Genomic DNA, 22,963 nt, shown 5'->3' with positions numbered 1-22,963 from the left:
CGATTGCGCAGCCGAGGGCGAGCTGGACTGAGTTGCCAGTAGCCGAGATGGGCCGGACTGAACCGGCCATGACGTTAAACGCTGGCCATCGAGCGTATCGATGGCCATCGGAGAGCGCCTTCAGTGCCGATGAAGGCCGTCACGGTCTCCATGCCGGAGATGGTTGGAGGCGAGGGCGCTCTACCGATGCCAACAAGGAGAACGCCATGCTGATGATCTGGCTGGTACTCCTGGCATGGGTGGCGGGACCGAGACCGCTGGAACTCAAGCCTCCTGCAGCTGCGCGAGCACAATCGCTGCCGGGGCGCTATGAGCCACCACCCAGCCAGGAAGGCAATATCGAAGCGCCCCAGCTGCCGCGACTCGGCGCGGTCTGGACGCAGGCGCAATGACAGAAGTGTGCGACCAGAGTCCACGAGCAAGTCTGAGAAAGGCGCCCTGGTGAGCCAGGGCGCATCGATAAGCAGGTTCCGTGCTCAAGCGAGCTGCACCGTCGGGATAGGAAAGACCGGGGAAACGTCCTGTGTCCGAATTGGCGGACGTGCACGTAAAAACCACGGCCCGGAAGTAAGCGAGGGTAGCGCCTCGGTGGAGCCTGCTTATCGATGCACAGCATCCGCGATCCACTGCGTAGTGAGGAGCATGGCCACCGCTGGCGGGCCGAGAATACGCCAGCAAGTTCCCTGCGTATTGCCCGGCACCCGCCGGGCTTTTTTTACGCCCATTTCCAGGAGGTTCGCCATGATCCCCATCAAGAACGGCGGCAACGTCGTGATGTTGGTAGACGAGCGCGTCCGCGTGGCGGACCTCGTCAAGTCTGGGCAGCGGCTGCGCTGGCTACGGCCGGCCGCGCGCCGCACCGCTGAAGACAAGCCCCTCAGCGTGGCTGAGCGAGAGAACGCCAGGCGTGAGGCGGACTACATCGCTCGCCGAAATGGCGTGAAGCCCGCCCACCTGCAGCTGTGGAGGTTCGATTCATGAACATGTCGGATCGCAGACAGCAGCAGCGTCGTGCGGCCGACACCCCTCGCCACATCGCCCAGGCCGCACTGATCCAGCAAATGCTTTTGGACCATGGCCGCGACCGGGCCAGCGAGCCGGTGATACACGATCGCCGCATGTACCGCATCACCATCGAGTTGGTTCCTGTCGATGAGATTGCGGACGAGACACGTCGATTCATCGAGGAGAGCGGACATGACCAATGAGCAGATAGCGCTGCTGGCCGGCATCACAGCCCTAACGCTGGCATGCCGGGACCAGACCGGAATTCGCATCTACCACGAAGTGCAGGCATGGCCCGACGGCCATACCTGGAGCCAGGTACGAGCGCTGGGCGGCAACTGCGATCCGATCTTCGGCACCCTCATTGATATCCAGGCGGATGGCAGCGAGGTCCGGGTATCCGGCGCAGCGGAGATCACCACTCTTGCCCAGCAGCGCGACGCGCTTGCCAGCTGGATCGCAGAGCATCGGAAGGAGAAGGCGGCATGAGCAACGCAGACATGCCGGCAATGCCGGTCACTCAAGATCAGGACACTACACGCACTATCGGTCTCACCAAGCGCGAGCACTTCGCCGCCATGGCGATGCAGGGATACCTATCTGGGCAGCTGGCTTGGTGCGGGAACGGTGAATTCCTCACCGTCTCGGACAAGGAAGCTGCCAAAGAGGCGGTCGCTTACGCCGATGCCCTTCTGGCCGAACTGGAGCGCACATCATGAACGCAATCCCCAACATCCCCACCCGCGGCCGCCCCTTCGACGTCAGCCAGCGCGCCGCCGTGATCGCCCAGGCCGTCGATGACTGCAACCCGCCGCAATGCTGTCGTTCGCCACCCATGTGCGCGACGAAGGGCTACTCGGCTGCTGGTACGACAACCTCTCGCTGGGCACCACCGTGGCGCACCTGATCGAGCGATACATCCAAACCGATGATGGCCGGGCGGAGTTGCGCGCCTGGGCGACACAGGTGGCAGAGGATCAGTTCGAAGAGGCGATCAGCTGCCAGTACGAGGCGGCATAAAGAAGGCCCCGCCCTGGGCGAACGGGTACGGGGCCGGATCCATTGGGCAATGAATCAACAAGGAGAATACACATGACAGCACTGACACGGCAAGGCGGCAACGGCTTCGCCTTGCAGCCCACCAGCATGGGCGAGGCCATGCAGATGGCCGAGATGCTGGCCCACAGCCAGATGGTTCCCAAGTGCTACCAGAACCGGCCTCAAGACACACTCGTCGCCATGATGATGGGCTCGGAGCTGGGCCTGAATCCCATCCAAGCATTGCAGAACATCGCAGTGATCAACGGGAAGCCGGCGATCTACGGCGATGCCTTGCTCGCCCTGGTGCAGAGCCATCCCCGTTTTGGCGGACATGAGGAGAGCTTCGACGAGGCCAGCATGACCGCCACCTGCACGGTGTGGCGCAAGGGTGACCCGGCCCGGCATACCGTCACGTTCAGCAAGGCCGATGCTCAACAGGCAGGCCTCTGGGACAAGGCGGGGCCATGGAAGCAGTACCCGAAGCGCATGCTCATGTGGCGAGCCAGAGGCTACGCCCTACGCGACAAGTTTGCCGACGCCCTGGGCGGCCTGATCACCGTCGAGGAAGCGCAGGACATTCCGCAAGAGCGGGAGATCAACCCGGCGCCACAGCGGCAGGAGCCGGCAGCGCTGCCGTATTACCCCGCCGAGTCGTTCGACGCCAACTTGCCGAAGTGGCAAGCCGCCATCGCGGCTGGCAAAGCCACGCCCGAGCAGATCATTGCCAAGGTCGAGAGTCGTGCGTCGCTGACTGACGAGCAGAAACAACAGATCGAGAACATTGCCCAGGAGGCCGCATGAAAATCCAAACCGTCCGCCAAGGCACCGAGGAGTGGCATGCTCTGCGTGCCAACCACTTCACCGCCAGCGAAGCCCCGGCAATGGCCGGGGTCAGCAAGTACCAGAGCCGCGCCGAGCTGCTCAAGCAGAAGTACACCGGCGAAATCCCGAGGCCAGCACTGCCCAGCAGCACCTGTTCGACAAGGGCCACGCCGCCGAGGCCGCGGCGCGCCCTATTGCCGAGGGGGTCATTGGCGAGGAGCTCTATCCGGTCACCGGTACCAGTGAGGATCATCCCCATCTGCTGGCCAGTCTCGACGGCTGCACCCTGCTCGAGGATGTGCTGTTCGAGCACAAGCTCTGGAACGAAGACCTGGCCGCCGCAGTACGTGCCGAGGATCTGCCCGAGGCCTACAAGGTGCAGATGGATCAGCAACTGCTGGTCAGCGGCGCAGAGAAATGCCTGTTCATGGTCTCGGATGGCACCGAGGAGCGCTGCGTCTGGTGCTGGTATCACGCGGACGAAGATCGCTTCAAGCGCCTGCTGGCAGGCTGGGAGCAGTTCCGCCAGGACCTGGCCGACTACCAGCCCACTGATGAAGTGGTGCGCCCCGCTGGAGAAGCGCCTGAGGCGCTGCCGGCACTGCGTATCGAGCTGACCGGCGACGTGCAGGCTAGCAACCTGCCCGACTTCAAGGCCGGCGCCCTGCGCATGATTGAGGGCATCAAGACCAAGCTGGTCACCGACAAGGACTTTGCCGATGCCGAGAGCACCGTCAAGTTCCTGCAGAAGGGCGAGAAGCAGCTCGAGGCCAGCAAACAGGCCGCACTCGAGCAGACGGCGAGCATCGCCGATCTGTTCTCCACGATCGATGAGCTGCGCGAGAAGATGCGGGCCAAGCGCCTGGAGCTCGACAAGCTGGTGAAGGCCGAGAAGACCAACCGGCGCAACGAGATCCAGCGGCAGGCCGAACAGAACTTCCAAGCCTGGCTGGGCAGCCTCACTTCACCGGTACCGCCCGCGCACACCCTGGACGTTGCCGGCGCCATGAAGGGCAAGAAGACCATCGCCACTCTGCAGTCCGCCGCTGATGACGAGGTAGCCCGGGCCAAGGTTGAAGCCCAGCAGGAAGCCAAGCGTCTGGCCGACAACAAGGCACTGATCGAGCGGGAGCAGGGCGACTACGCCTTTCTGTTCAGCGATTGGCGTGAGCTGGTCCAGAAGGATGCCGAGTTCATCAAATTGCAGGTCGAGAACCGCATCGCCCACCACAAGCAGGAAGAGCAGAAGAAGCTCGATGCCGAGCGGGAAAAGATCCGGCAGGAAGAGGCGGAGAAGGCCCAGGCCGAAGCTGCCAGGGCACAGCAGTCTGCCGAGCCAACCAAGGTCGAAGTCCAGAGCGCAGAGGACCCACGCTGGCCGATCGACACCAGCCGACTGAACGCCGCTGCCGACCGTGGCGCCGCACTCAAGCCGGCCAGCCAGATCGCCCAGCCGGAGACGGTCACCATCTCGAAGAAGGAATACGAGCAGCTGCTCGCCGACCAGGTGAAGCTCTACGCTCTGCTGGATGCCGGCGTGGACAACTGGACCGGCTACGACGATGCCATGGCCTCGCTCAAGGCTGCCTGATCACCCACCCGGGGCCGCCAGGCCCCTCACTCCCCACCCGAGAGGGAACACCATGTCGAAACCGACAGATGTTTCCAGGTTCTTCGAGGACCTGGACGGCGGCGTATTGGCTGAACGCCTGGGCACCATCCTCAGCCATGCCGCAGGCGCGGCCACCAACAACCCGACCAAGAAGGCGAAGGTCAGCATTGACCTGATCGTCTCCAATATCGGCAAGGGCTCGCAGGTGGCCATCATTCATAAGCTGGCCTTCAAGATCCCGACCGAGCACGGCGACCAGGCCGAAACCCACACCACCGAGACGGTGATGTACGTCAACCAGGGCGGCGAGATGACGCTCGAGCCAAAGAACCAGCTCGACATGATCGGCCACGCCCACCGCAAGCCCACCCAACAGCGCCAGGAGAATGACCAGTGAGCCTGACCAAGGAAGCGCTTCAGCATATCGAGCAATCGCACAAGACCGGCACCGAGGTCGCGGGCGGCAACGCCCTGATTCTGGGTGAGCAGTTCAATCTCGCCGACCTTGAGCAGTACCAGGACCACCGCCGCCGTTTCCGCGGGAAGTACCAGACCCAGGACCTGACCGCGTTCCTGCGCTATGTCGAAATTTGGGCAGAGTCTGGTGTGCCGGTCTTCATCGACCAGGACCGCATGGCCGCGCGCAGCTTCCTCGACATTGGCGGCCAGGATGCGCCGGGGCATTGCGAGCACAGCGCCACGCTGACGCTGCCCAAGACACCCGACTTCCTCGCCTTCCACGGCGCCGACGGCTCTATCTATGACCAGGAGGGATGGTCGAGCTGATCGAGGACTGGGGCCACCTGATGGAGTTCACCAACTCCAAGGGCGAGGCGCTGGAGAAGAGCAAGGTCATTCACGCCTTCCGCAAGGTGTCGATCGACGACCTGACCAGCATCGACAGCGAGAAGCAGGAGCACAGCTCGCAGATCGGCGTCATGAACAAGGTCACGGTGAAGCAGGCCGAGCGACTGCCCACTGTCATCACCTGGACGCTGCAGCCCTACGAGGGCCTGGCAGAGCGCCGCTTCGATATGCGTGTGGCGACAATCACCAAGGGCGGGCCGAGCTTCCGCCTGCGCGCCATGGCCTTGGAAGCCACCGAGAAGGAGATCGCCAAAGAGTTCGCCGGCGACATCACCCGCACTCTGCCCGAGTGCGAATGCCTGCTCGGCATCTTCACCCCCTGACGACACCGGGCCCTGCGGGGTCCTTTCTCATTCCGGAGGCCAGCATGCCCGCTTCCCCCGTTCACACCGTCACTGATCCTGCGACAGGCGACCAGGTCAGCCTGCGCGTTCTAGCTCGCCGTCACGGGCTTGGCTACTACTGCGTAGCCCGGCGTCACTGGCGGGGGCTGCGAGGATGGGCCTTGGTCGAGCCGGTGAAAGATGTTCGCCGGCGGATCGGCATCGCCTGGGCAGAGGACAGGCTACGGCGCCAGGCTGAGGCCGAGCAGGCACGCGACCTGGCCGAAGCCACTGAACATCCCCTGAGCCGAATCCGGCTCTCCTGATACGCACATCCGGCCGTCACCGCGCTGCTCGCTCGGACGGGCACGGCCGGTGGGTCACCTGTACGGAATATCCACGAGCAGCGGCGATACGCCGATCTCCCTTGCTCTACCTCGCCAACGCCGGCATGGGGCCGGCTGAGGCGTGATGAGCGGCACCGCCAAGCGGTAGGCGTAGGCAATGCCGACCGGGGCACGTCACGCCCCCTCGAATTCAATCTGCCCTGGCAGTGCCGGGGCTTTGCATACCTGGAGATCATCATGAGCAGAACAGAAATCTTCCTGCTGCAGCCCAACGGTGGCGTCCACGTGCTCGAGTTCAGGAATGCCTGGCGAGGAGCCATGTACGTCTGGAACGACATTGCCAAGCGCTACTGCGGATTCGAACGCTTCCCTTTGGGCTTTGACGATAAGGGGAAAGAGCAGCAGATGGATGTCTGGAATTACGGCAACCGCAACCCCGACATGCCGGAGCACGATGCCATCGTTCTGCTGAGCACCATGGACCACGCTCTGCTGGAGCCGGACCAGTGGGAGCGCTTGGCCGAGGCGTTCGAGAAATACGGTTCCGAGCACCCGGACAGCAGCTACAGCGAGCAAGCTGCCGCGTTGCGCCAGGCAATGGAATCCGAGGCCGGGAAGGACGTGACAGGCATCGGGTGGTTGCAGACGAGCGTATGCGATACCGAGTGGCTGATATGGGACGAGGATGGCGAGGAGCGCCGCAGCTACGACCCGAGCAAGGATGAAGGCCACTTATGGATCTTGGCTCAGATCGACGAGACGAGAGCGGAGGCCGCATGAACATGCTCACCAGGCTCTCCGCCGCCAGCATCTTCGCCTCGCTCGGCGCTCTCACTGCTCCGCTTGGCTTCCCCATCCAGCGCCACCAGGCGCCGCCCAAGCCGCGATTCGGGGGCGTGAAGCGGCAGAAGAGGGCGGCAGTTATTTCGATACGCAAATTTGATCTAGACGATAATAATTTTTGCGATACGCATGTTTTATAATTGTAATTAATGGCCGTAATTTTGTTATTGTTTTAGCGTCTTGGCCATGCGCTCAAGGTCATCAGCAACAGCACTATAGCCAAAATAGTTAGTGGGATGTTCATACAGCATGTCTATGTGTTGGTCTAGTGGTTCGTAATCCGGCATGCGAGATCTATATTCATCCCTTAGCAGGATTGCATCAATCCTAAAGCGGCGTTCGTATTCAGCATTTCGTTCGCTACCGAGTCTCATCATCTCGTTAGTGAAGTAATCCCAGGTAGCATTTTTCTCTTCTTCGGTTTTGGCTTTTCGCATTGCCGCTTGCTGAGCCTGGCTGTTGTGTTGATCTTCACGCTTATGTCGCTCACTAAACTCTCTTATCGATTTAACTAATTCTAGGGCCCGCTCTCTCAAAGAGATTGAGTCTGATTCAATTACCTTCTGTACTTTATCATCGTATTTTAGCGCTCTTTCCTTATAGGATTCGGCCTGCTCAGATTTTAGTAACAATCTTTCTCTTAATGTTTCGTTAGCAGCCTTTGTTTCATTCAGTGTTCCAGTGAAATGCCATTTGGAAACCAGATAGACCAATCCAAAAATAATTGCTGAAATAATTAAAAAAGCGAATGGTGCCTGGGAAACTACGCTCCATTCTTTCGCCATGTATTCGAATAGTTTTTCCACAGCCATACCCATCGTTATCGAAGATTTTGCTTAAGTAATCCATCCTGCGCGAATGAAGAATGTTCAGGGTAAAAGCAAACAATATCTCCGCTCATTTCCTGTTTTCTCACCTGCCACCCTCATGCCGCCTTTAAGGAGACATTATGATAGAAACACGAGAAGTTAGACACTTCCACCTCTTCTGCGGCCTGGGTGCCGGCGCCAAGGGCTTCAACCGTGGCCACGCCCGCGTTGGCAGTATGGAAGCGCGATTCCGCTGCATAGGCGGCGTGGACGTGGATCCGGCCGCCATCGCCGACTTCGGCCGGCTGACCGGCACGCCCGGTACTGTGCTCGACATGTTCGATCGTGACCAATATCGGGCTTTCCATGGCACAGAGCCACCCGTCGGCTGGCGTGAGGCGACGCCGGCAGACATCCAGGCGGCAGCCGGCAATGAGCGCCCTCACATAATCTTCCTGTCAGCGCCGTGTAAAGGCTTCTCCGGACTGCTGAGTCAGAGCCGTAGCACCACGCCCAAGTATCAGGCACTGAACCGCCTTACCCTGCGCGGGATGTGGCTGGCCCTCGAGGCCTTCGCCGACGATCCGCCCGAGTTGTTCGTCTTCGAGAACGTGCCGCGCATCGCCAACCGTGGCCGGCCGCTGCTCGACAAGATCGTGGCCATGCTCGAGCACTACGGCTATCACGTCGCCGAGACCACGCACGACTGTGGGGAGCTGGGCAACTTGGCACAAAGCCGCAAGCGCTTCCTGCTGGTGGCCCGTCATGCCGAAAAGGTGCCTCCGTTCCTCTACGAGCCGGTGAAGCGCCCATTGCGCGCCGTGGGCGAGATTCTTGGCGATATGCCGTTGCCGGGTGACGAGCTCGCTGGGCCGATGCACCGGGTGCCGCGCTTGCAGTGGAAAACGTGGGTCAGGCTCGCTTTCGTGGAGGCCGGCAGCGACTGGCGATCGCTCAACAAGCTGGCGGTACAGGACGGCCATCTGCGCGATTACCTCATCGTGCCGGAATACCACTCTGGCTTCATGGGCGTGAATGCCTGGGAAGAGAGTATGGGCGCAGTGGCCGGGCGCAGCGGCCCGACCAACGGAGCTTTCAGTGTTGCCGACCCTCGCTTCGATCAGTCAGCCCACTGGAACCATGGCCAGGCCTACGGCGTGCGTCGCTGGAGTGACACTACGGGCGCGGTGACTGGCCAGCAGTCGCCAGGACAAGGCCAGTTCAGCGTGGCGGATCCGCGACCCACAGGCGTGCGACACAACAACGTCTTTCGTGTCGCGCCCTGGTCGGAGCATAGCCCGCGATTACCGCCGGAACCGGGCCCACCGCTGGCGGCTTGGCCGTGGCCGACCCTCGTGGCAGCACCTTTGCCGGCAAGTACCGCGTGACGCCATTCGACCAGGCGGCAGGAACGGTCATCTCGGGCAGCACCACCGGACAGGGGCCATTCGCTGTGGCCGACCCGCGCCCGGGCATGGTTCGCAGCAAGGGCGATCACTACCTGACTGGCGGACACTACGGCGTGGTGCCCTGGTCCTCGAGCTGTGGTGCTGTCTCGGCCTCGGCCCGCCAGGACAACGGCTTCTGGTCAGTGGCCGACCCACGACTGCCAGCGGCAACCGACAAGCTCGTTGCTGTGATCCGTGCACTGGACGGCACCTGGCACCGCCCCTTTACCACCCTGGAACTGGCCGCCCTGCAGGGCCTTGTTGATCCCGGCGAGCTACTCGAACTCGACGGCCTTAACGACAGCGATTGGCGCGAGCGCATCGGCAATGCCGTGCCGCCGCCAGCTGCCGAGGCGATTGCCGGCGTTATGGGTACCACCCTGTTGCTGGCCTGGTCTGGCGAAACCTTCGCCCTTGGCTCAACGCCGATCTGGGTGCGCCAGGCCGCCGCCGGCCTATCCCTCAACCGACCCGATCAACCCGCCGCCCGCTGAGGCGGCTTTTCTTTGGAGGCTCGCATGAACGTCGAATACCTCGAGTTCGTAAAGCGCAAGACAAAGCTGGACGAGCCGTCCGGTTTCGATATTCACGAAGCTGATGTTGGCTTCGGCGGAATGCCGCTAAAGGACTTCCAGCGCCACATCGTGAAGTGGGCACTGCGTCGCGGTCGCGCGGCTACCTTCGCCAACACCGGTCTGGGCAAGACCGCGATGCAAACCACATGGGCCGGCCATGTGGCTGAGCATGCTGGCGGGGCGGTGCTGATTGCCGCGCCGCTGTGCGTTGCCCGACAGACTCAGCAGGAGGCCAAGAAGTTCGGCGTCCATGTCGAGTACGTCAGGGAGATGCCGGCCGACCCACAAGGCGTCTACGTCACCAACTACGAGATGCTGGATGAATTCGAGCCCGAGGCGTTCGCCGGCGTCGTGCTGGACGAGTCGAGCATCCTGAAGAACCGGGACGGCAAGACGCGAACCCGCATCATCAATGACTGGAAGCGCTGCCCCTACCGCCTGAGCTGCACCGCCACGCCTTCTCCCAACGACTACATGGAGCTGGGCAACCAGAGCGAGTTCCTGGGAATCATGGGCATGGACGAGATGCTTGCCATGTTCTTCACCCATGACGGCGGCGACACATCGAAATGGCGGCTCAAGGGGCATGGTCGCAAGAAGTTCTGGCAGTGGCTCGCATCTTGGGCGGTGACGATTCGCCTGCCATCAGATCTCGGATTCGACGATACCGGCTACATTTTGCCGGCGCTGCACATGCACGAGCACCTAGTCGCCAGCCAGTACGGCGACGACATGTTCACCAGCATTGCGCAGAGCCTCACGGAGCGCCGACAGGCGAAGAAAGAGACGCTGGAACAGCGAGTGGCAAAGGTTGCCGAGATCGTGGCTCAAGAGCCGGGGGAGTCCTGGTTGATCTGGTGCCACACCAACGATGAGGCCGACCTGCTGCGCAAGTCGATACCCGAGAGCGTCGAGATTCGCGGCAGCGACCATCTGCTGCGTAAGGAAGATGCTATCAACGGGTTCCTCGATGGCACCGTCCGAGTGCTGATCACCAAGCCATCAATTGCCGGCATGGGCCTGAACCTGCAGCACTGCGCCCGCATGGCATTCGTTGGCCTGGATGACTCATTCGAGCAGATGTACCAGGCCGTGCGGCGCTGCTGGCGGTTCGGCCAGGCCCGTGAGGTGCATAGCCATATCGTCAGCGCTGAGAGCCTGGGCGCGATCAAGGCCAACGTCGAGAGCAAAGAGCGCCAGATGGAAGCCATGCAGGCCAGCATGGTCGAGCACATGGTCGGCATGATGCAGCGAGAGGTGCAGTCGGCTGGCGTCGAGAAGGCCGAGTACAACCCGACACAAGACATGGTGCTGCCCGCCTGGGTGGCATAGGAGACGACATGAAGAACAAGGTGCTGAATCAGGAGTTCGGCCAGGATTGGGCCATGTATCACGGCGACTGCGTGCACGTCATCGGTAACATGCCGAATGACAGCATCGACTACACCATCTTCTCACCGCCATTCGCCTCGCTCTACACCTACTCCAACAGCGACTTCGACATGGGTAACGTGCAGAGCGACGAGGAATTCAGCGAGCAGTTCCGCTTCCTGGTTCGCGAGCTGATGCGCGTCACCAAGCCGGGCCGCCTGCTGTCCTTCCACTGCATGAACCTGCCGGCGAGCAAGGTGAGAGACGGCTACATCGGCCTCAAGGACTTCCGCGGCGAGCTGATCAAGGCCTTCATCGCTGAGGGCTGGATCTTCCACTCCGAGGTCTGCATCTGGAAAGACCCGGTGACCGCCATGCAGAGAACCAAGGCCTTGGGGCTGCTGCACAAGCAGATCAAGAAAGACAGCGCCATGAGCCGGCAGGGCATCCCCGACTATCTGGTGACGATGCGCAAGCCTGGCGAGAACACCGAGCCTGTTACGCACACCAACGAAACCTTCCCGGTGGAGCGGTGGCAGCGCTACGCCTCGCCGGTATGGATGGATATCAACCCCAGCCGGACGCTGGCATTTCGCGACGGACGCGACCCGGACGACGAGCGCCACATCTGCCCGCTGCAGCTCGATGTGATCGAGCGAGCGATCGATCTCTGGACCAACCCCGGAGACACGGTGCTGAGCCCCTTTGGCGGCATCGGTAGCGAGCCGGTAAGCGCAATCAAGATGGGTCGCAAGGCCGTCGCCGTTGAGCTCAAGGAGAGCTATTGGCAGCTGGCTGTTCGGAACCTGCGTGATGCTGAGCAGGAACCCATGGACATGTTTTCGGGAGCTGCTTCATGACCACGTGCGACTACTACTGCCCGACCTGTGCCGATAAGTGGCCAGGAACCTATACCTGCGAGCATCGCTGCACCGTGTGTGGCGATGTGATCAAGGCGAAGGAGCCGTGGCGGGAAGACGAGAAACAGCAGAGCGAGGAGGTGGGGAATGTCGCCTGAATTCAAGCAGTGGGTAAACCAGGTCATCGCCAAAGGCGATAAGGGTGTCGCCGAGGCCATACTGGAGATAGATCAGGAAGGTCGCTATGCCTACGTCCACGTAAATGCTGCTTGGCGGGCCTGGCTCGCCCAACAAGAGAAGATCGAAGCCCTGGAGGCGCATGTGGAGGCGGTTGCCGACGCCATTGGTTTCCCGCCGCGCAACGAAAACCGCCGCAGGACCAGCGTTGTCGTCACGAACATCGAGAACGCTCGTCGTTTCGCCGACTACCTACATGCCGCGGAGCAAGAGTTCCTCATGGTGCCTGGCGAGCCTGATGACGACTATCCAGACGACGAACCGGAGGACGATTGCCTCGTGAACAGTTGGGGCGCCAAGAGCCGGGAGGATTACGTCGAGCAGTTCCGAAGGGCGCTCGACCGCCTCGTCACGCAGAAATTGCCGGTGTGCTCAAAGCGAATCGCCGAGCTTGAGAAGGAAGTCGCCGAACTCCGCCGCCAAGCCGAGGACCAGCCGCCATGCTCACCTTGAACCGCCACCGACAGGCCTCGACCGTTCCGGCCATTCGCCAAGGCTGGAGGCCAATCAGCACCATGCGTGCGAGAAAGCTTCGCCGCCGCGGCGAGGATGTCCGATGGCGGCCCGACCTGGGCTGCTATGCCTGGCTGCCCTGAGCCGCCACACCACAGAACACGCCGCCTAGTGCGGCTTTTCTTTTGCCTGGGAGATTGCCATGCAACCACTCATGACGCCCGGCGAGGTCGCCGAGCTGCTGCAGGTCAGCCAGCGCAAGGCTTATGCCCTCAAGGACGAGATCGGCTATGTCGAGCTCGGCGGCAACGTGAGATTTGAGCGTGACGCCGTGGAAGCATACATTGAGCGGTGCAAGCGCAGCCCCAGGGATAGGGGAGAGACACAATGGGAGTCACGGTCAGGTACCGTGCCGCCCGGGATCGGTGGGTTGTCACCGAAACGGGTGAGTGCGGCCGACATCAATGCACGTTTACAACAGAAGAAGATGCAGAAGAGTACGCCACGAAGCGACGCGCTGAGCTGAACGAGGCGCGCTTCAATGGCGTGATGGGCAGGGCTCGGCGCAAGACGTTCATGGAAGGGCTGTTGCGCTGGGTCGAGGAATACGACACGGAGAGCCAGGCGCCCAGCATCAACTGGGTGGCGCGGTGGTTCGATGTGCACGCGCCGGGTGTCTTGCTGGGACAAGAGACGCTCGACGGCGCTCGGCGAATGGTGAAGGAGATGCGCAAGGCTCGGCTCAGCCAGAGCACGATCAACAACCGCGTGCAGGTGGTGAAGCGGGTCTTGGGTCTGGCGTTCAAGGAGTGGGATTGGATCGACCAGCCGCTGGGCGCGAAGCTCTCGAAGCCGGCGCCGAAGAACGAGCGGCACGTCTACCTCACGGCGGACGAGATCCGGGCGCTGGTCACCGCGGTACCGGAAGGCAAGGAGGTCGAGCGAAAGGTGATTCTTCTGGCCTGCCTCACCGGGCTGCGGAAGGGCGAGCTGCTCAGTCTCGAGCGATCGAACCTCCAGGCCGGGCGCATCGTGTTGCGACCAGGGCAAACCAAGAGCGGGAAGGCGAGGGTGATCCCGTTGCCGGAAGATGGCCATGCCCTGGTGGAGCAACTGCCTTTCGACACCAGCGAACAACGGCTACGGTCGGCGTTCGAGAAGGCGAGGGCGGCAGTAGGTCGGCCTGATTTGCGGTTCCACGATCTGCGACACACGTATGCATCACTGCTGGCAGAAGCCGGCGAGGTGATGACGACGGTGCAGGCGCTATTGGGTCACAGCAGTCTGGTGGTGACGAGCCGATACGCTCACATGTTCGATTCGAGACTGGACCAGGTCGCAGGGAGGCTGCCGAGGTTCTGCGACCAAAATGCGACCACGCACTAGGTCAACAAGAGATTGGATGACGTAAGGGCTTGAAAGGATTGGTGCCCGGAGCCGGGCTCGAACCGGCACGGTGTTACCACCGAGAGATTTTAAGTCTCTTGCGTCTACCAATTTCGCCATCCGGGCGGCACGGTTTCGAGCAGTCAGCTGAAAGGAAACGGGAAATGGAGGCTGGAGTCGGAATCGAACCGGCGTACACGGAGTTGCAGTCCGCTGCATAACCACTCTGCCATCCAGCCTCGAAGAGTCGCATGGAGCGGAAAGAGATCGATCGGAGCAGAGACTCATGATCTTCTCGATGCCGCCTCTCCCATGGGGTATCCACAAGAGAGTTGGAGCGGGAAAGGAGATTCGAACTCCCGACCCTCGCCTTGGCAAGGCGATGCTCTACCACTGAGCTATTCCCGCTTGACTCGAGTGCGAATTATACGGATAAGCTCGCTGATGTCAATCACTTGATGGCGTTGAGTGGCCTCGATCACATCGAGCGCGACAGGTGGGGCCAGGCGGCGCGCAGGTACATGGCCATCGACCACAGCGTCATGATCGCGGCGACATGCAGCGTGACCACCCCGAGGTGGGCAAGCGCAGTTCCCGGGGCAAAGGCCAGCAGCAGCAGCAAGGCAACCATCTGCAAGGTGGTCTTGACCTTGCCCAGCCACGAAACCGCCACGCTGCCCCGCTTGCCCATTTCGGCCATCCACTCTCTCAGCGCCGAGATCACGATCTCGCGTCCGATGATCACCAGCGCCGGCAGGGTGAGCCAGAGCGTATCGTAGCGTTCGATGAGCAGGGCCAGTGCCACGGCAACCATCAGCTTGTCGGCCACCGGGTCGAGAAAGGCACCGAAGGGCGTGGACTGATCCCAGCGCCGAGCCAGATAGCCATCAAGCCAGTCGGTGACCGAGGCCAGGGCGAACAGGCCTGCGGCGACGGGCATGCTCCAGGAATGGGGGAGATAGAAGAACACCACCAGCAGCGGGATGAAGGCGATTCTTGCCAGCGTCAGGATGTTGGGGATGTTCATTGACGGGATTTCCTCGCCTAGGTCTGGACAGCCGAAGTGGGGCCCCATTCTATCTGTACCGGGCGTCATCATCCATGCAGGGAGCGATGAATCGTCTCTGCCAGGGCAGCGCTGATCCCGGGCACCCGGGCGAGCTCCTCCCTGCTGGCCTGCTTGACGCCCTGCAGTCCGCCGAAGAAGCGCAGCAGTTCCCTGCGACGCTTGGGGCCGATCCCAGCAATGTCTTCGAGTGCCGAACTGCGGCGAGCTTTGTCGCGTCGGTTGCGATGCCCTGTGATGGCGAAGCGGTGTGCTTCGTCACGGACGTGCTGGATCAGGTGCAGGGCCGGCGAAGCCGCCGGCAGGTCGAGCGTGCGATCGATGGTTTCGATGAACAGCGTCTCGAGGCCGGCCTTGCGAGTAGTGCCCTTGGCCACGCCAAGCAGCCGAACATGGGCAAGGCCCAGCTCACCGAGTACCTCGCGCGCCAGGTTGAGCTGCCCCTTGCCGCCATCCAACAGCAGGATATCCGGTGCGACGCCTTCGCCCTCGGCGAGGCGTCGGAATCGGCGAGTGAGGGCCTGGCGCATGGCGGCATAGTCGTCGCCTGCGGTCACTCCTTCGATGTTGAAGCGTCGGTAATCCGATTTTCGCGGTCCATTGCGATCGAAGACCACACACGAGGCAACGGTCGCCTCACCGTGACTGTGGCTGATGTCGAAGCATTCCAGGCGTTCGGCCGGTGTATCCAATACCAGGGCCTCTTGCAGCGCGTCGAAGCGTCGATCGAGTTCGTTCTGGCTGGCCAAACGGCTGGCCAATTGCTGCTCGGCATTGGTCCGGGCCAGTTCGAGCCACTGGCTACGGTGGCCGCGTACCTTGTGGGTCACGCGAACGCGCCGCTCGGCCCGGCTGCTCAGGGCGCTTTCCAGAATGTCGTCGTCGGGAATCGGCAGACTGGTGATCACTTCGCGCGGAATTTCACGACCCTGGCCAAGATAGAATTGGCTGACGAACTCGCCCAGCAGTTCGGCCGCGTCCAGCCCCAGGCCGTTGTCCGGCGAATGGTGGCGTGCACCCAGCAGCCTTCCCTGGCGTACCGCCAGCACCGAGATGGTGAGCACCCCTTCGCGTTCGGCCAGCGCAAAGGCATCGGCGTCGCCGCCTTCGGTGTCGACGAACTGGCGATGCTGCAGTTGGCGCAGGTGCTGGATCTGGTCGCGTAGCCGGGCCGCGTCCTCGAAGGCCAGGTTGCGGCTGGCGGCTTCCATGGCCTCGGTCAGCTCCTCGGTTACCTGCTCGCTGCGCCCCTCCAGGCACATCACGGCATGCTCCAGGTCGCGCCGGTAGTCCGCTTCGCTGATATATCCGACGCAGGGAGCGCTGCAGCGTTGGATCTGATACTGCAGGCACGGGCGCGTACGGTGGGCGAAGACGCTGTCCTCGCAGTTGCGGATTCGAAAGATCTTCTGCATCAACGACAGGCTTTCGCGTACCGCACCGCTGCTGGGGTAGGGGCCAAGATAGCGTCCGTCGTCGTGGCGCCGGCGGGCCCGCTTGTACTCGAGGGCGGGGTAGGGGTGGTGGTCGGTGACGAAAACGAAAGGATACGACTTGTCGTCGCGCAACAGGATGTTGTAAGGCGGGCGCAGCTCCTTGATCAGGGTCTGCTCGAGCAGCAGGGCCTCGATCTCGCTGCGCGTCACCGTGACCTGGACATCCGCGATGCGTGCCACCATGGCCTGGGTCTTGGCATTGAGCGCCCCGCGGAAATAACTGGCCAGGCGGGCTTTCAGCCGCTTGGCCTTGCCAACGTAGAGCGTGTCGCCGCGCTCGTCGAGCATTCGATATATGCCCGGCGCCTGCGTGAGATTGGCAAGGAACTGCCGCGAATCGAAAGTCATGGTGCTGTGGCTGTCTGGCATGGTGGCATAGCTTACCAGAAGCGCGCGTTCAGTTGGTGGCGTCGAACCCGTCGACCAGGCCATGTTTCAGGCCCAGGTGTGTCAGCTCCACGTCAGTCTCGATGCCGAGTTTCTCGAAGATCCGGTAGCGGTAGGTATTGACGGTCTTGGGGCTGAGAAACAGCCGGTCGGAAATCTCCGAGACCCGCTGGCAGTTGACGATCATCATGGCCACCTGTAGTTCGCGCTGCGAGAGCTTGTCGAATGGGTTCTCTTCCGAATCGAAGCGGGACAGCACCAGGCGCTGGGCGATGTCGGGGCTGATGTAGCGATGCCCGGCGAAGACGCTGCGAATGGCCTCGACCATGTCGGGTACGGGAGTGTCCTTGCTGATGAATCCGCCGGCACCGGCTTCGAGCATGCGCTGGGCGAAATTGTCTTCCATGAAACCTGTCAGCGCCAGGATGCGAACATCGGTATTGTTGCGCATGATCTTGTGGGTGGCCTCGAGACCGCCGATGCCTGGCATGCGCAGGTCCATCAGGATGACGTCCGGTTTGAGCTTGCGGCACAGAGTGATGGCTTCCTCTCCGCTGGCAGCCTCGCCCACTACGTCGATGTCCTCTTCATTCTCGAGCAGGTGAGCAATACTGGTGCGAACCAGATGATGATCGTCGACAATGAGCACCTTGATCAAGGCTGACATTCCTCGTCATTACGGATAGCTTGCGGCAACGAGCAGAGCCGCTGCGGAGCTTGAAGCGAGTTCCGCGATGCGATACCGAGAACCCAAGCTGTTCAGGGCAAGCTTGCCATACTCGTGAGGCGAGGGAAATTGAATGGGTGTCCCGATTTCTCCTTCTTTATCAACGAAGGCAAAGTTCCGCGACTTGCTCTTGACGGGCCCCGCCGCAGTAGGTAAAGTACGCCTCGTTCTCGCCGGGCGAGAATATGTGGGGCCTTAGCTCAGCTGGGAGAGCGCAACACTGGCAGTGTTGAGGTCAGCGGTTCGATCCCGCTAGGCTCCACCAACAAGCCTATACGAATCAGCCGCTTGGCGCATCGTGCCAAGCGGCTTTTTCTTTATCTTCGCCGCGAGGTGCTACCTTTCCGCACACCATTGTGCATAGGTGCCCTGTTCGTCAGGGTGGCCGAGACGCCACTTCGGCGCGACATCGAGCATTTCCTCCCTGTACCACTGCTCGACCTTCTCGCAGTAGCGCTGTTGGTCCGGTGTGAGATCCTCCGGATCGACCGTGACCGCCTGATCCCTTGCAGTGTTGAGCAGATGGACACCGGCACCGATGCCGGCCAGGCAGACGGCAGCCGCCAATGCCTTGTTCATGGCTTTTGCCTTGTCATTGGTTAAGTCTTCTTTACTTAGCGTAGTTCCTGGCAACGCTTCGATACAAAGCCGATGACGCTTCGGCGGGCTCTGCATGCCCCCGTCGACTACGTTGGGAGCATGTTGAGCATGCTGGCGAGTAGGGCGGAGCCGGCGGGCACTGGCAACGGAAAGAGGTCTTCAAGGAGGAGAAGCGGGATGAATATGCCTGAGCTGAGTGGCGAGGTTGTGGTGTTGACGGGGGCATCGAGTGGCATCGGCCGAGCCACTGCTTATGAGTTTGCTCGGCGTGGCGTGGCGCTGTTCCTCGCGGCGAGGGATCGGCAGGCGCTGCATGATGTGGCGGAAGCGTGTCACCGCTTGGGAGGGCAGGCCAGGATCTTGGTTGCCGATGTCAGCCAATTCGGCGAAATGGAGCGACTGGCAAGGAATGCGTTCGAGACAGCGGGTCGCATCGATGTCTGGGTCAACAACGCAGGGATTGGAGCATTGGGTGTGTTCGAGGAGATTCCCTTCGAGGCGCACGAACAGGTGGTCCAGACCGATCTATTGGGCGGCATGCGCGGGGCCCATGCGGTGATTCCTTACTTCAAGCGTCAAGGGCACGGCATTCTCATCAACAATGTGTCGCTGGGCGGCTGGGCACCACAGCCTTATGCCGCATCCTACAGTGCGGCCAAGTTTGGCATGCGCGCCTTCGCCGAAAGCTTGCGTGGCGAGCTGCGACGCTGGCCAAGGATCCACATCTGCAATGTCTATCCTTCGGTCATGGATACGCCAGGGTTTCGCGATGGGGAAATTTCACCGGTCGCAATGTCAAACCGGTGCCTCCAGTCTACGATCCGCGTCGTACGGCCAGGGCGATCGCGAGACTTGCCCGACAGCCACGGCACAGCGTTTATGTCGGTCTACCCGCCTTGTTGTCGCCGTTGGTGCAGTGCATTCCGGCTACAGCCTGCTCAACGGCAGCCTGGTAGATCTCTCGCTACGTCGGGCTCGGCCACAATCGAGGTCATCGGGCAATCTGTTCGCGCCACCCGAGGGAGAGCGGCGCATCGATGGCCGTTATCGTTCGCCACGGCTGCACCAAGGCATGCTGGCAGTAACGGCCGCCGCTGCTGGTCTGGCGGTAGGCAACTGGTTGGTGCGCAGGGGCAGGTGATCGCTCAGCGCTACGACCTAGGGCGTGAACTCGTCGGCAAGGTTCATGATCGCTGCCTGCCAAGGGGTGGGTTGCGTGACAAGGTCGAATCGTTCGAGGACTGCGTCAATTTGCCCTCATGGGCGGCTTTTTCCCACAATCGTAGAGGACTCACTGGGAAAACGGAGGTTCTTGTGAGCGACACCGATCTTGGCATCATGGATGCTGGGCAACTACGCGAACTCTTCGAGCGTGGCGAAGCCTCGCCGCTGGAAGCCGCCCGTGCTGCGCTCGAGCGTATCGATCGTTTCAACGACACCGTCAATGCCTACGTTGTGGTCGACAGGGAAGGGGCGCTAGCCGCTGCCGATGCTTCGACCCGGCGCTGGCGCAAGGGCCGCCCGTTGAGTCACCTTGATGGCGTGCCCGTTTCATTGAAGGATTTGACCGAATCGGTAGGGCTGCCAGCGCGGAAGGGTTCGTTGACGGTATCCGAAGCTCCCTGCGAACGGGATTCTCCTCCGGCACGCATGTTGCGTGAGGCTGGAGCTGTGATTCTGGGCAAGACCAATACCCCGGAATTCGGCTGGAAGGCCATCACCGACAATCGCGTATTCGGTGCCACCGCCAATCCGTGGGATACGCGGCTGACGCCTGGCGGCTCGTCAGGAGGTGCCGCGGTGGCGGCGGCGCTCAACATGGGAGTGTTGCACCAAGGAGGAGACTCAGGCGGGTCGATTCGCATCCCTGCATCGTTCTGTGGCGTGTTCGGCTTCAAGCCCACTTTCGGCTGGGTGCCAGAGTGGCCGCGGTCGAAAGAGGCGTCGCTTTCTCACCTGGGGCCGCTGACGCGCACCGTATCCGATGCGGTGCGCATGCTCAATGTGATAGGTCGCTACGACTATCGCGACCCTTATGCGCTGCGTGGCCAGCCGGCTGACTGGGGAGAAGAGCTTGGCTTGGGTTTGGAGGGTATGCGCATCGCTTTTTCACCCACGCTGGGTTATGCCCGGGTGGAGCCGACGGTTGCCGAATGCGTGCGCCAGGCCGCATGCCGCCTTGAAACGTTGGGTGCTGTGGTCGAGGAAGTAGATCCTGGCTTTGAGTCTCCCATACGCATCTTCAATACGCTCTGGTTCACCGCCTCACTTGCCGTATATCGCGAGCATGACGAGCGACAGCGTCGGCTGCTCGATTCCGGTATGGTGGCAGACGCGAAGCGCGCCGAGAGGTTGAGCGCGCTGGACATGTTCTATGCGCTAAAGGACAGGGCGCGGCTGACGGAGAAGCTCGAGCACTTCAATCAGCGCTATCACTTGGTCATGACGCCTGCGGTGGCGGTGCGCCCTTTTCCCTTGAACCATGACGTGCCGCCAGGTAGTGGCATGCGTGACTGGGAGGAGTGGGCGCCCTTTTCCTACCCGTTCAACTTGAGCCAACAGCCTGCCGCATCCGTGCCCTGCGGCTTTACGCCGGATGGCCTGCCCGTGGGGTTTCAATTGGCGGGTGGCAAGCATGACGATGCCAGGATACTGCGCGTTAGCCATGCCTACCTGGCGGCATTTCCTCCGGCCTTTCCCGAGAAGCTCGATCTTGCCCGAGCCCGATCTTGCACAGATAGTCCGGAGCCGTATCGGAGTTGAGGTTGGTGCCGTCCTGTCCGGCACAGGGTGCCTGGCGTCATGCGCTGGGCGGCTGACGCCCGTCAAGCCATGTTTGCAGCGCCTCGGGAGCCAGGGGAGGACAATAGTGATTGCCTTGTACCAGGTGAGCCGAAACTGTTTTCAGCCGATCTGCTAGGTTCTCGTCATGGATGCCTATGAGCACGGGTTCGATGTCGAGTGCGTTTAACATTCGGCATGAAGCCTCTATCTGGCGCAATCCATGATGGGTCTCGATTGGGCGAACGTCGATGCTTGCCTTGTGCAGAGGCAGGCGAGATAGCCAGTTCAGGTCGATGGGGCTGCTGCCGAAGTCTTCTACGGCGAGGCGGATACCGAGTTGCTCGAGCCGCTTGAGCATATGCGTTGCCGTGTCTAGGTCGTTACCAAGACCCTGTGCGGGTACTTTCAGCGTCAGCCATTCGAAGGAGTCCATGTCCTGATGGCGCAGGAAATGGTCCAGCGGTCGGCGATCGAACGTGTCGTGAGACAAATGAGATTCACACAGGTGAATGGATATCGGCAGTTGGCTCAAGGGGGAATCATCCGTGAGCCACTGGCGATGATCGGCAATGACCTTCTGGATCATCCAACGATTGAGGCGTACGCCAAGGCCCTGACGGGCGATCATCTCGAGGTAGTGCGCAGGTGAATGCTGCCAGCGCTTGGGCTGCTTCCAGCGAAGTATGGCTTCCAGGCCGGTGCAGCGAAGATTGTCATGCCGATCCAGCTCCGGCCGGTACTGTAGTGCAAAGTGCTGGTCCGGCATATGGATGGCTTCGCTGAGCAGGCTCTCGAGGCGGTGCTTTTCCTTGAGTCGTGTCGTCAGCCGGTGGTCGACGAAAGCTACGCGACCGGGGCCTTTCTTGCGGGCGATGTACATGGCGCTGCGTGCCGCCGTCAGCAACGTCTCGTCATCCTGAGCGTCAGTGGGATACAGCGCGATACCGATCGACGCCGTCATCAGCAGGTAGCGATCCCCGGAGGTGAAGGGAGGCTCCAGTGCCTCGTGCAGGCGTTCCGCCACCGCCTGCGCCGCTTCGGCGGCGCCTTCCTTTTCCAGCAGGACCACGAACTGGTCGCTGCCAAGCCTGGCTAGAGTATCCTTGCTGCGCACTACGCGCTGAAGGCGTTGAGCCAGTTCGCCAAGCATGCGATCGCCTTCGATGTGCCCCACCGCATCGTTGACGGCCTTGAAGCGGTCGATATCGATGAATAGCAGGGCAAGAGTGGAATCGGAGCGCTCGGCCTGGGCCAGGGCGTGATTCAGGCGATCCCTCAGCAGTAGCCAGTTGGGCAGGCCGGTCATTGGATCAAGGTGGATCCAATGACGATCCTTGAGCACCTCGCCGCTGGGAGTGGTAAGCAGCACGAAGGTATGCACCAGGTGACGCGGCTTCTTATGTTCGTCGAGCAGGGTGTCGACCGTCATCAGTACCGGTACCGACTCACCATCCGCCCTGCGGCAGAGCACTTCCTGTTGCCAGGAGTGCGCCAGGTTCCGCGGGGTATCGGCCGTCATCGGCAGTTGCCAGGGGGTGCGCAGGGAAACGTAGAAGTGCTCGATCGGCCAACCCGTCGTTTCGGATCTGTCGCTTCCGGCGATATGGCAGAAGGCGTCGTTGACCAGCACGATACGCCCCTCGGCATCGGTGATGGCCATGCCGATCTGGCTCTGCTCGAAGGCTCGCTGCACGAGCCGAGCCGGATGTTGGGCAAGGACGGGGACGTGCTTGCCGGTTAGTCTATTGCCTTTGGTCATTTGAGCCGTTTCATAAATGGAATTCGGGTCGGTTGGAAACATTATCGTCCCTTCCGGCCAGGACTTGAGCTGTAAGGCTCCTTTCGTTGAGGGGCGAAAGTGTCAAGTTGGGTAACATGGTTTGATGCGTTACCTAGTCTCAAGT

General features: G+C 61.5%; 29 protein-coding genes and 4 tRNA genes. 24 read left to right on the top strand and 9 right to left on the bottom strand.

What is annotated here, in order from left to right:
• Positions 1 to 206 precede the first annotated feature (206 nt).
• From EKK97_RS13890 to EKK97_RS13830, 14 genes are all read left to right on the top strand, one after another.
• Positions 207 to 392, top strand: a complete 186-nt coding sequence (locus EKK97_RS13890) for a hypothetical protein (RefSeq protein ID WP_159552711.1) — start codon at positions 207 to 209, stop codon at positions 390 to 392.
• A gap of 349 nt (positions 393 to 741) precedes the next feature.
• Positions 742 to 981: a hypothetical protein gene (locus EKK97_RS13885; protein ID WP_159552709.1), complete on the top strand. Its 240-nt coding sequence runs from the start codon at positions 742 to 744 to the stop codon at positions 979 to 981.
• Entirely contained in the window at positions 978 to 1,208 is a 231-nt protein-coding gene (locus tag EKK97_RS13880) for a hypothetical protein (RefSeq protein ID WP_159552707.1), read from the top strand. The genes EKK97_RS13885 and EKK97_RS13880 overlap by 4 nt, the downstream gene beginning before the upstream one ends.
• Complete coding sequence (locus EKK97_RS13875) at positions 1,198 to 1,494, top strand: hypothetical protein (protein ID WP_159552705.1); 297 nt, start codon at positions 1,198 to 1,200, stop codon at positions 1,492 to 1,494. Before EKK97_RS13880 ends, EKK97_RS13875 begins: the two co-directional genes overlap by 11 nt.
• Complete coding sequence (locus EKK97_RS13870; protein ID WP_159552703.1) at positions 1,491 to 1,724, top strand: hypothetical protein; 234 nt, start codon at positions 1,491 to 1,493, stop codon at positions 1,722 to 1,724. Before EKK97_RS13875 ends, EKK97_RS13870 begins: the two co-directional genes overlap by 4 nt.
• A 97-nt stretch (positions 1,725 to 1,821) precedes the next feature.
• Complete coding sequence (locus EKK97_RS13865; protein ID WP_159552701.1) at positions 1,822 to 2,025, top strand: hypothetical protein; 204 nt, start codon at positions 1,822 to 1,824, stop codon at positions 2,023 to 2,025.
• A gap of 72 nt (positions 2,026 to 2,097) precedes the next feature.
• The gene (locus EKK97_RS13860) at positions 2,098 to 2,847 is read left to right on the top strand and encodes a recombinase family protein (RefSeq protein WP_159552699.1); all 750 of its coding nucleotides are present in this window, start codon (positions 2,098 to 2,100) and stop codon (positions 2,845 to 2,847) included.
• A 31-nt stretch (positions 2,848 to 2,878) separates the two neighbouring features.
• Positions 2,879 to 4,459, top strand: coding sequence for a Heme peroxidase (locus tag EKK97_RS13855; protein WP_159552697.1), 1,581 nt, complete (start codon positions 2,879 to 2,881; stop codon positions 4,457 to 4,459).
• Between the two features lie 52 nt (positions 4,460 to 4,511).
• Positions 4,512 to 4,877 (top strand): hypothetical protein, encoded by a 366-nt coding sequence (locus EKK97_RS13850; protein WP_159552695.1) that lies wholly within the window; start codon positions 4,512 to 4,514, stop codon positions 4,875 to 4,877.
• A complete protein-coding gene (locus tag EKK97_RS25495) occupies positions 4,874 to 5,266 on the top strand; it encodes a DUF2303 family protein (RefSeq protein WP_277987314.1) in 393 nt (130 codons plus the stop codon). The genes EKK97_RS13850 and EKK97_RS25495 overlap by 4 nt, the downstream gene beginning before the upstream one ends.
• Positions 5,254 to 5,670, top strand: a complete 417-nt coding sequence (locus EKK97_RS25490) for a DUF2303 family protein (RefSeq protein ID WP_277987313.1) — start codon at positions 5,254 to 5,256, stop codon at positions 5,668 to 5,670. Before EKK97_RS25495 ends, EKK97_RS25490 begins: the two co-directional genes overlap by 13 nt.
• Before the next feature lie 44 nt (positions 5,671 to 5,714).
• Positions 5,715 to 5,996 (top strand): hypothetical protein, encoded by a 282-nt coding sequence (locus tag EKK97_RS13840; protein WP_159552693.1) that lies wholly within the window; start codon positions 5,715 to 5,717, stop codon positions 5,994 to 5,996.
• Between the two features lie 258 nt (positions 5,997 to 6,254).
• Positions 6,255 to 6,797 (top strand): hypothetical protein, encoded by a 543-nt coding sequence (locus tag EKK97_RS13835; RefSeq protein ID WP_159552691.1) that lies wholly within the window; start codon positions 6,255 to 6,257, stop codon positions 6,795 to 6,797.
• Positions 6,794 to 7,000: a hypothetical protein gene (locus EKK97_RS13830; RefSeq protein WP_159552689.1), complete on the top strand. Its 207-nt coding sequence runs from the start codon at positions 6,794 to 6,796 to the stop codon at positions 6,998 to 7,000. The genes EKK97_RS13835 and EKK97_RS13830 overlap by 4 nt, the downstream gene beginning before the upstream one ends.
• Before the next feature lie 24 nt (positions 7,001 to 7,024).
• On the opposite strand, the gene EKK97_RS13825 is transcribed toward EKK97_RS13830, so the two are convergent.
• Positions 7,025 to 7,666, bottom strand: a complete 642-nt coding sequence (locus EKK97_RS13825) for a hypothetical protein (RefSeq protein ID WP_159552687.1) — start codon at positions 7,664 to 7,666, stop codon at positions 7,025 to 7,027.
• Between the two features lie 143 nt (positions 7,667 to 7,809).
• On the opposite strand from EKK97_RS13825, the gene EKK97_RS13820 reads away from it, so the two are divergent.
• From EKK97_RS13820 to EKK97_RS13790, 8 genes are all read left to right on the top strand, one after another.
• Positions 7,810 to 9,057, top strand: a complete 1,248-nt coding sequence (locus EKK97_RS13820) for a DNA cytosine methyltransferase (protein ID WP_236551229.1) — start codon at positions 7,810 to 7,812, stop codon at positions 9,055 to 9,057.
• A complete protein-coding gene (locus tag EKK97_RS24825; protein ID WP_236551228.1) occupies positions 9,012 to 9,611 on the top strand; it encodes a DNA cytosine methyltransferase in 600 nt (199 codons plus the stop codon). Before EKK97_RS13820 ends, EKK97_RS24825 begins: the two co-directional genes overlap by 46 nt.
• 24 nt (positions 9,612 to 9,635) lie before the next feature.
• Entirely contained in the window at positions 9,636 to 11,024 is a 1,389-nt protein-coding gene (locus EKK97_RS13815; protein ID WP_159552685.1) for a helicase-related protein, read from the top strand.
• Between the two features lie 8 nt (positions 11,025 to 11,032).
• The gene (locus EKK97_RS13810; protein WP_159552683.1) at positions 11,033 to 11,923 is read left to right on the top strand and encodes a DNA-methyltransferase; all 891 of its coding nucleotides are present in this window, start codon (positions 11,033 to 11,035) and stop codon (positions 11,921 to 11,923) included.
• Entirely contained in the window at positions 11,920 to 12,081 is a 162-nt protein-coding gene (locus EKK97_RS13805) for a hypothetical protein (protein ID WP_159552681.1), read from the top strand. The genes EKK97_RS13810 and EKK97_RS13805 overlap by 4 nt, the downstream gene beginning before the upstream one ends.
• A complete protein-coding gene (locus EKK97_RS13800) occupies positions 12,071 to 12,613 on the top strand; it encodes a hypothetical protein (RefSeq protein WP_159552679.1) in 543 nt (180 codons plus the stop codon). Before EKK97_RS13805 ends, EKK97_RS13800 begins: the two co-directional genes overlap by 11 nt.
• A gap of 202 nt (positions 12,614 to 12,815) precedes the next feature.
• Positions 12,816 to 13,139, top strand: coding sequence for a helix-turn-helix domain-containing protein (locus EKK97_RS13795; RefSeq protein WP_159552677.1), 324 nt, complete (start codon positions 12,816 to 12,818; stop codon positions 13,137 to 13,139).
• 50 nt (positions 13,140 to 13,189) lie between these two features.
• Complete coding sequence (locus tag EKK97_RS13790; RefSeq protein WP_159552675.1) at positions 13,190 to 13,999, top strand: tyrosine-type recombinase/integrase; 810 nt, start codon at positions 13,190 to 13,192, stop codon at positions 13,997 to 13,999.
• Positions 14,000 to 14,038: 39 nt separating this feature from the next.
• On the opposite strand, the gene EKK97_RS13785 is transcribed toward EKK97_RS13790, so the two are convergent.
• From EKK97_RS13785 to uvrY, 6 genes are all read right to left on the bottom strand, one after another.
• Positions 14,039 to 14,125, bottom strand: a tRNA-Leu gene (locus EKK97_RS13785).
• Between the two features lie 39 nt (positions 14,126 to 14,164).
• A tRNA-Cys gene (locus tag EKK97_RS13780) sits at positions 14,165 to 14,238 on the bottom strand.
• A gap of 94 nt (positions 14,239 to 14,332) precedes the next feature.
• Positions 14,333 to 14,407 (bottom strand) — tRNA-Gly (locus EKK97_RS13775).
• 70 nt (positions 14,408 to 14,477) lie between these two features.
• Entirely contained in the window at positions 14,478 to 15,026 is a 549-nt protein-coding gene (pgsA, locus tag EKK97_RS13770) for a CDP-diacylglycerol--glycerol-3-phosphate 3-phosphatidyltransferase (protein ID WP_159552673.1), read from the bottom strand.
• Between the two features lie 68 nt (positions 15,027 to 15,094).
• Entirely contained in the window at positions 15,095 to 16,909 is a 1,815-nt protein-coding gene (uvrC, locus tag EKK97_RS13765; protein WP_234286847.1) for an excinuclease ABC subunit UvrC, read from the bottom strand.
• 49 nt (positions 16,910 to 16,958) lie between these two features.
• Entirely contained in the window at positions 16,959 to 17,606 is a 648-nt protein-coding gene (gene uvrY / locus EKK97_RS13760; protein ID WP_159552669.1) for a UvrY/SirA/GacA family response regulator transcription factor, read from the bottom strand.
• Positions 17,607 to 17,864: 258 nt separating this feature from the next.
• On the opposite strand from uvrY, the gene EKK97_RS13755 reads away from it, so the two are divergent.
• Positions 17,865 to 17,940: transfer RNA gene (locus EKK97_RS13755), tRNA-Ala, on the top strand.
• Between the two features lie 71 nt (positions 17,941 to 18,011).
• Here EKK97_RS13755 and EKK97_RS13750 read toward each other — a convergent pair.
• Complete coding sequence (locus EKK97_RS13750; protein WP_159552667.1) at positions 18,012 to 18,254, bottom strand: hypothetical protein; 243 nt, start codon at positions 18,252 to 18,254, stop codon at positions 18,012 to 18,014.
• A 198-nt stretch (positions 18,255 to 18,452) separates the two neighbouring features.
• Here EKK97_RS13750 and EKK97_RS25485 point away from each other — a divergent pair, with 198 nt between their 5' ends.
• Positions 18,453 to 21,038 carry an amidase gene (locus tag EKK97_RS25485; protein ID WP_277987312.1) on the top strand — a complete coding sequence of 862 codons (2,586 nt, stop codon included), beginning with the start codon at positions 18,453 to 18,455 and terminating at the stop codon, positions 21,036 to 21,038.
• Between the two features lie 37 nt (positions 21,039 to 21,075).
• Here EKK97_RS25485 and EKK97_RS13735 read toward each other — a convergent pair whose 3' ends face one another.
• Positions 21,076 to 22,818 carry a diguanylate cyclase domain-containing protein gene (locus EKK97_RS13735; protein ID WP_159552663.1) on the bottom strand — a complete coding sequence of 581 codons (1,743 nt, stop codon included), beginning with the start codon at positions 22,816 to 22,818 and terminating at the stop codon, positions 21,076 to 21,078.
• Positions 22,819 to 22,963 lie beyond the last annotated feature (145 nt).

This window comes from Billgrantia tianxiuensis (assembly GCF_009834345.1).
Classification (GTDB): domain Bacteria; phylum Pseudomonadota; class Gammaproteobacteria; order Pseudomonadales; family Halomonadaceae; genus Halomonas; species Halomonas tianxiuensis.
Note: the sequence above shows the minus strand (reverse complement) of the source record. Positions and strands in the feature narration are given on the sequence as shown.

Excerpts from the sequence above, each read along its gene's own strand:
- EKK97_RS13800 (WP_159552679.1), top strand. The coding sequence starts at position 12,071 with ATGTCGCCTGAATTCAAGCAGTGGGTAAACCAGGTCATCGCCAAAGGC.
- EKK97_RS13885 (WP_159552709.1), top strand. The coding sequence starts at position 742 with ATGATCCCCATCAAGAACGGCGGCAACGTCGTGATGTTGGTAGACGAG.
- EKK97_RS13850 (WP_159552695.1), top strand. The coding sequence starts at position 4,512 with ATGTCGAAACCGACAGATGTTTCCAGGTTCTTCGAGGACCTGGACGGC.
- EKK97_RS13790 (WP_159552675.1), top strand. The coding sequence starts at position 13,190 with ATGGAAGGGCTGTTGCGCTGGGTCGAGGAATACGACACGGAGAGCCAG.
- EKK97_RS25485 (WP_277987312.1), top strand. The coding sequence starts at position 18,453 with ATGAATATGCCTGAGCTGAGTGGCGAGGTTGTGGTGTTGACGGGGGCA.
- EKK97_RS13840 (WP_159552693.1), top strand. The coding sequence starts at position 5,715 with ATGCCCGCTTCCCCCGTTCACACCGTCACTGATCCTGCGACAGGCGAC.
- EKK97_RS25490 (WP_277987313.1), top strand. The coding sequence starts at position 5,254 with ATGGTCGAGCTGATCGAGGACTGGGGCCACCTGATGGAGTTCACCAAC.
- EKK97_RS13750 (WP_159552667.1), bottom strand. The coding sequence starts at position 18,254 with ATGAACAAGGCATTGGCGGCTGCCGTCTGCCTGGCCGGCATCGGTGCC.
- EKK97_RS13815 (WP_159552685.1), top strand. The coding sequence starts at position 9,636 with ATGAACGTCGAATACCTCGAGTTCGTAAAGCGCAAGACAAAGCTGGAC.
- pgsA (WP_159552673.1), bottom strand. The coding sequence starts at position 15,026 with ATGAACATCCCCAACATCCTGACGCTGGCAAGAATCGCCTTCATCCCG.
- EKK97_RS13865 (WP_159552701.1), top strand. The coding sequence starts at position 1,822 with ATGCTGTCGTTCGCCACCCATGTGCGCGACGAAGGGCTACTCGGCTGC.
- EKK97_RS13805 (WP_159552681.1), top strand. The coding sequence starts at position 11,920 with ATGACCACGTGCGACTACTACTGCCCGACCTGTGCCGATAAGTGGCCA.
- EKK97_RS13880 (WP_159552707.1), top strand. The coding sequence starts at position 978 with ATGAACATGTCGGATCGCAGACAGCAGCAGCGTCGTGCGGCCGACACC.
- EKK97_RS13890 (WP_159552711.1), top strand. The coding sequence starts at position 207 with ATGCTGATGATCTGGCTGGTACTCCTGGCATGGGTGGCGGGACCGAGA.
- uvrC (WP_234286847.1), bottom strand. The coding sequence starts at position 16,909 with ATGACTTTCGATTCGCGGCAGTTCCTTGCCAATCTCACGCAGGCGCCG.
- EKK97_RS13810 (WP_159552683.1), top strand. The coding sequence starts at position 11,033 with ATGAAGAACAAGGTGCTGAATCAGGAGTTCGGCCAGGATTGGGCCATG.
- EKK97_RS13820 (WP_236551229.1), top strand. The coding sequence starts at position 7,810 with ATGATAGAAACACGAGAAGTTAGACACTTCCACCTCTTCTGCGGCCTG.
- EKK97_RS13835 (WP_159552691.1), top strand. The coding sequence starts at position 6,255 with ATGAGCAGAACAGAAATCTTCCTGCTGCAGCCCAACGGTGGCGTCCAC.
- EKK97_RS13860 (WP_159552699.1), top strand. The coding sequence starts at position 2,098 with ATGACAGCACTGACACGGCAAGGCGGCAACGGCTTCGCCTTGCAGCCC.
- EKK97_RS13875 (WP_159552705.1), top strand. The coding sequence starts at position 1,198 with ATGACCAATGAGCAGATAGCGCTGCTGGCCGGCATCACAGCCCTAACG.
- EKK97_RS13795 (WP_159552677.1), top strand. The coding sequence starts at position 12,816 with ATGCAACCACTCATGACGCCCGGCGAGGTCGCCGAGCTGCTGCAGGTC.
- EKK97_RS13830 (WP_159552689.1), top strand. The coding sequence starts at position 6,794 with ATGAACATGCTCACCAGGCTCTCCGCCGCCAGCATCTTCGCCTCGCTC.
- EKK97_RS13735 (WP_159552663.1), bottom strand. The coding sequence starts at position 22,818 with ATGACCAAAGGCAATAGACTAACCGGCAAGCACGTCCCCGTCCTTGCC.
- EKK97_RS13870 (WP_159552703.1), top strand. The coding sequence starts at position 1,491 with ATGAGCAACGCAGACATGCCGGCAATGCCGGTCACTCAAGATCAGGAC.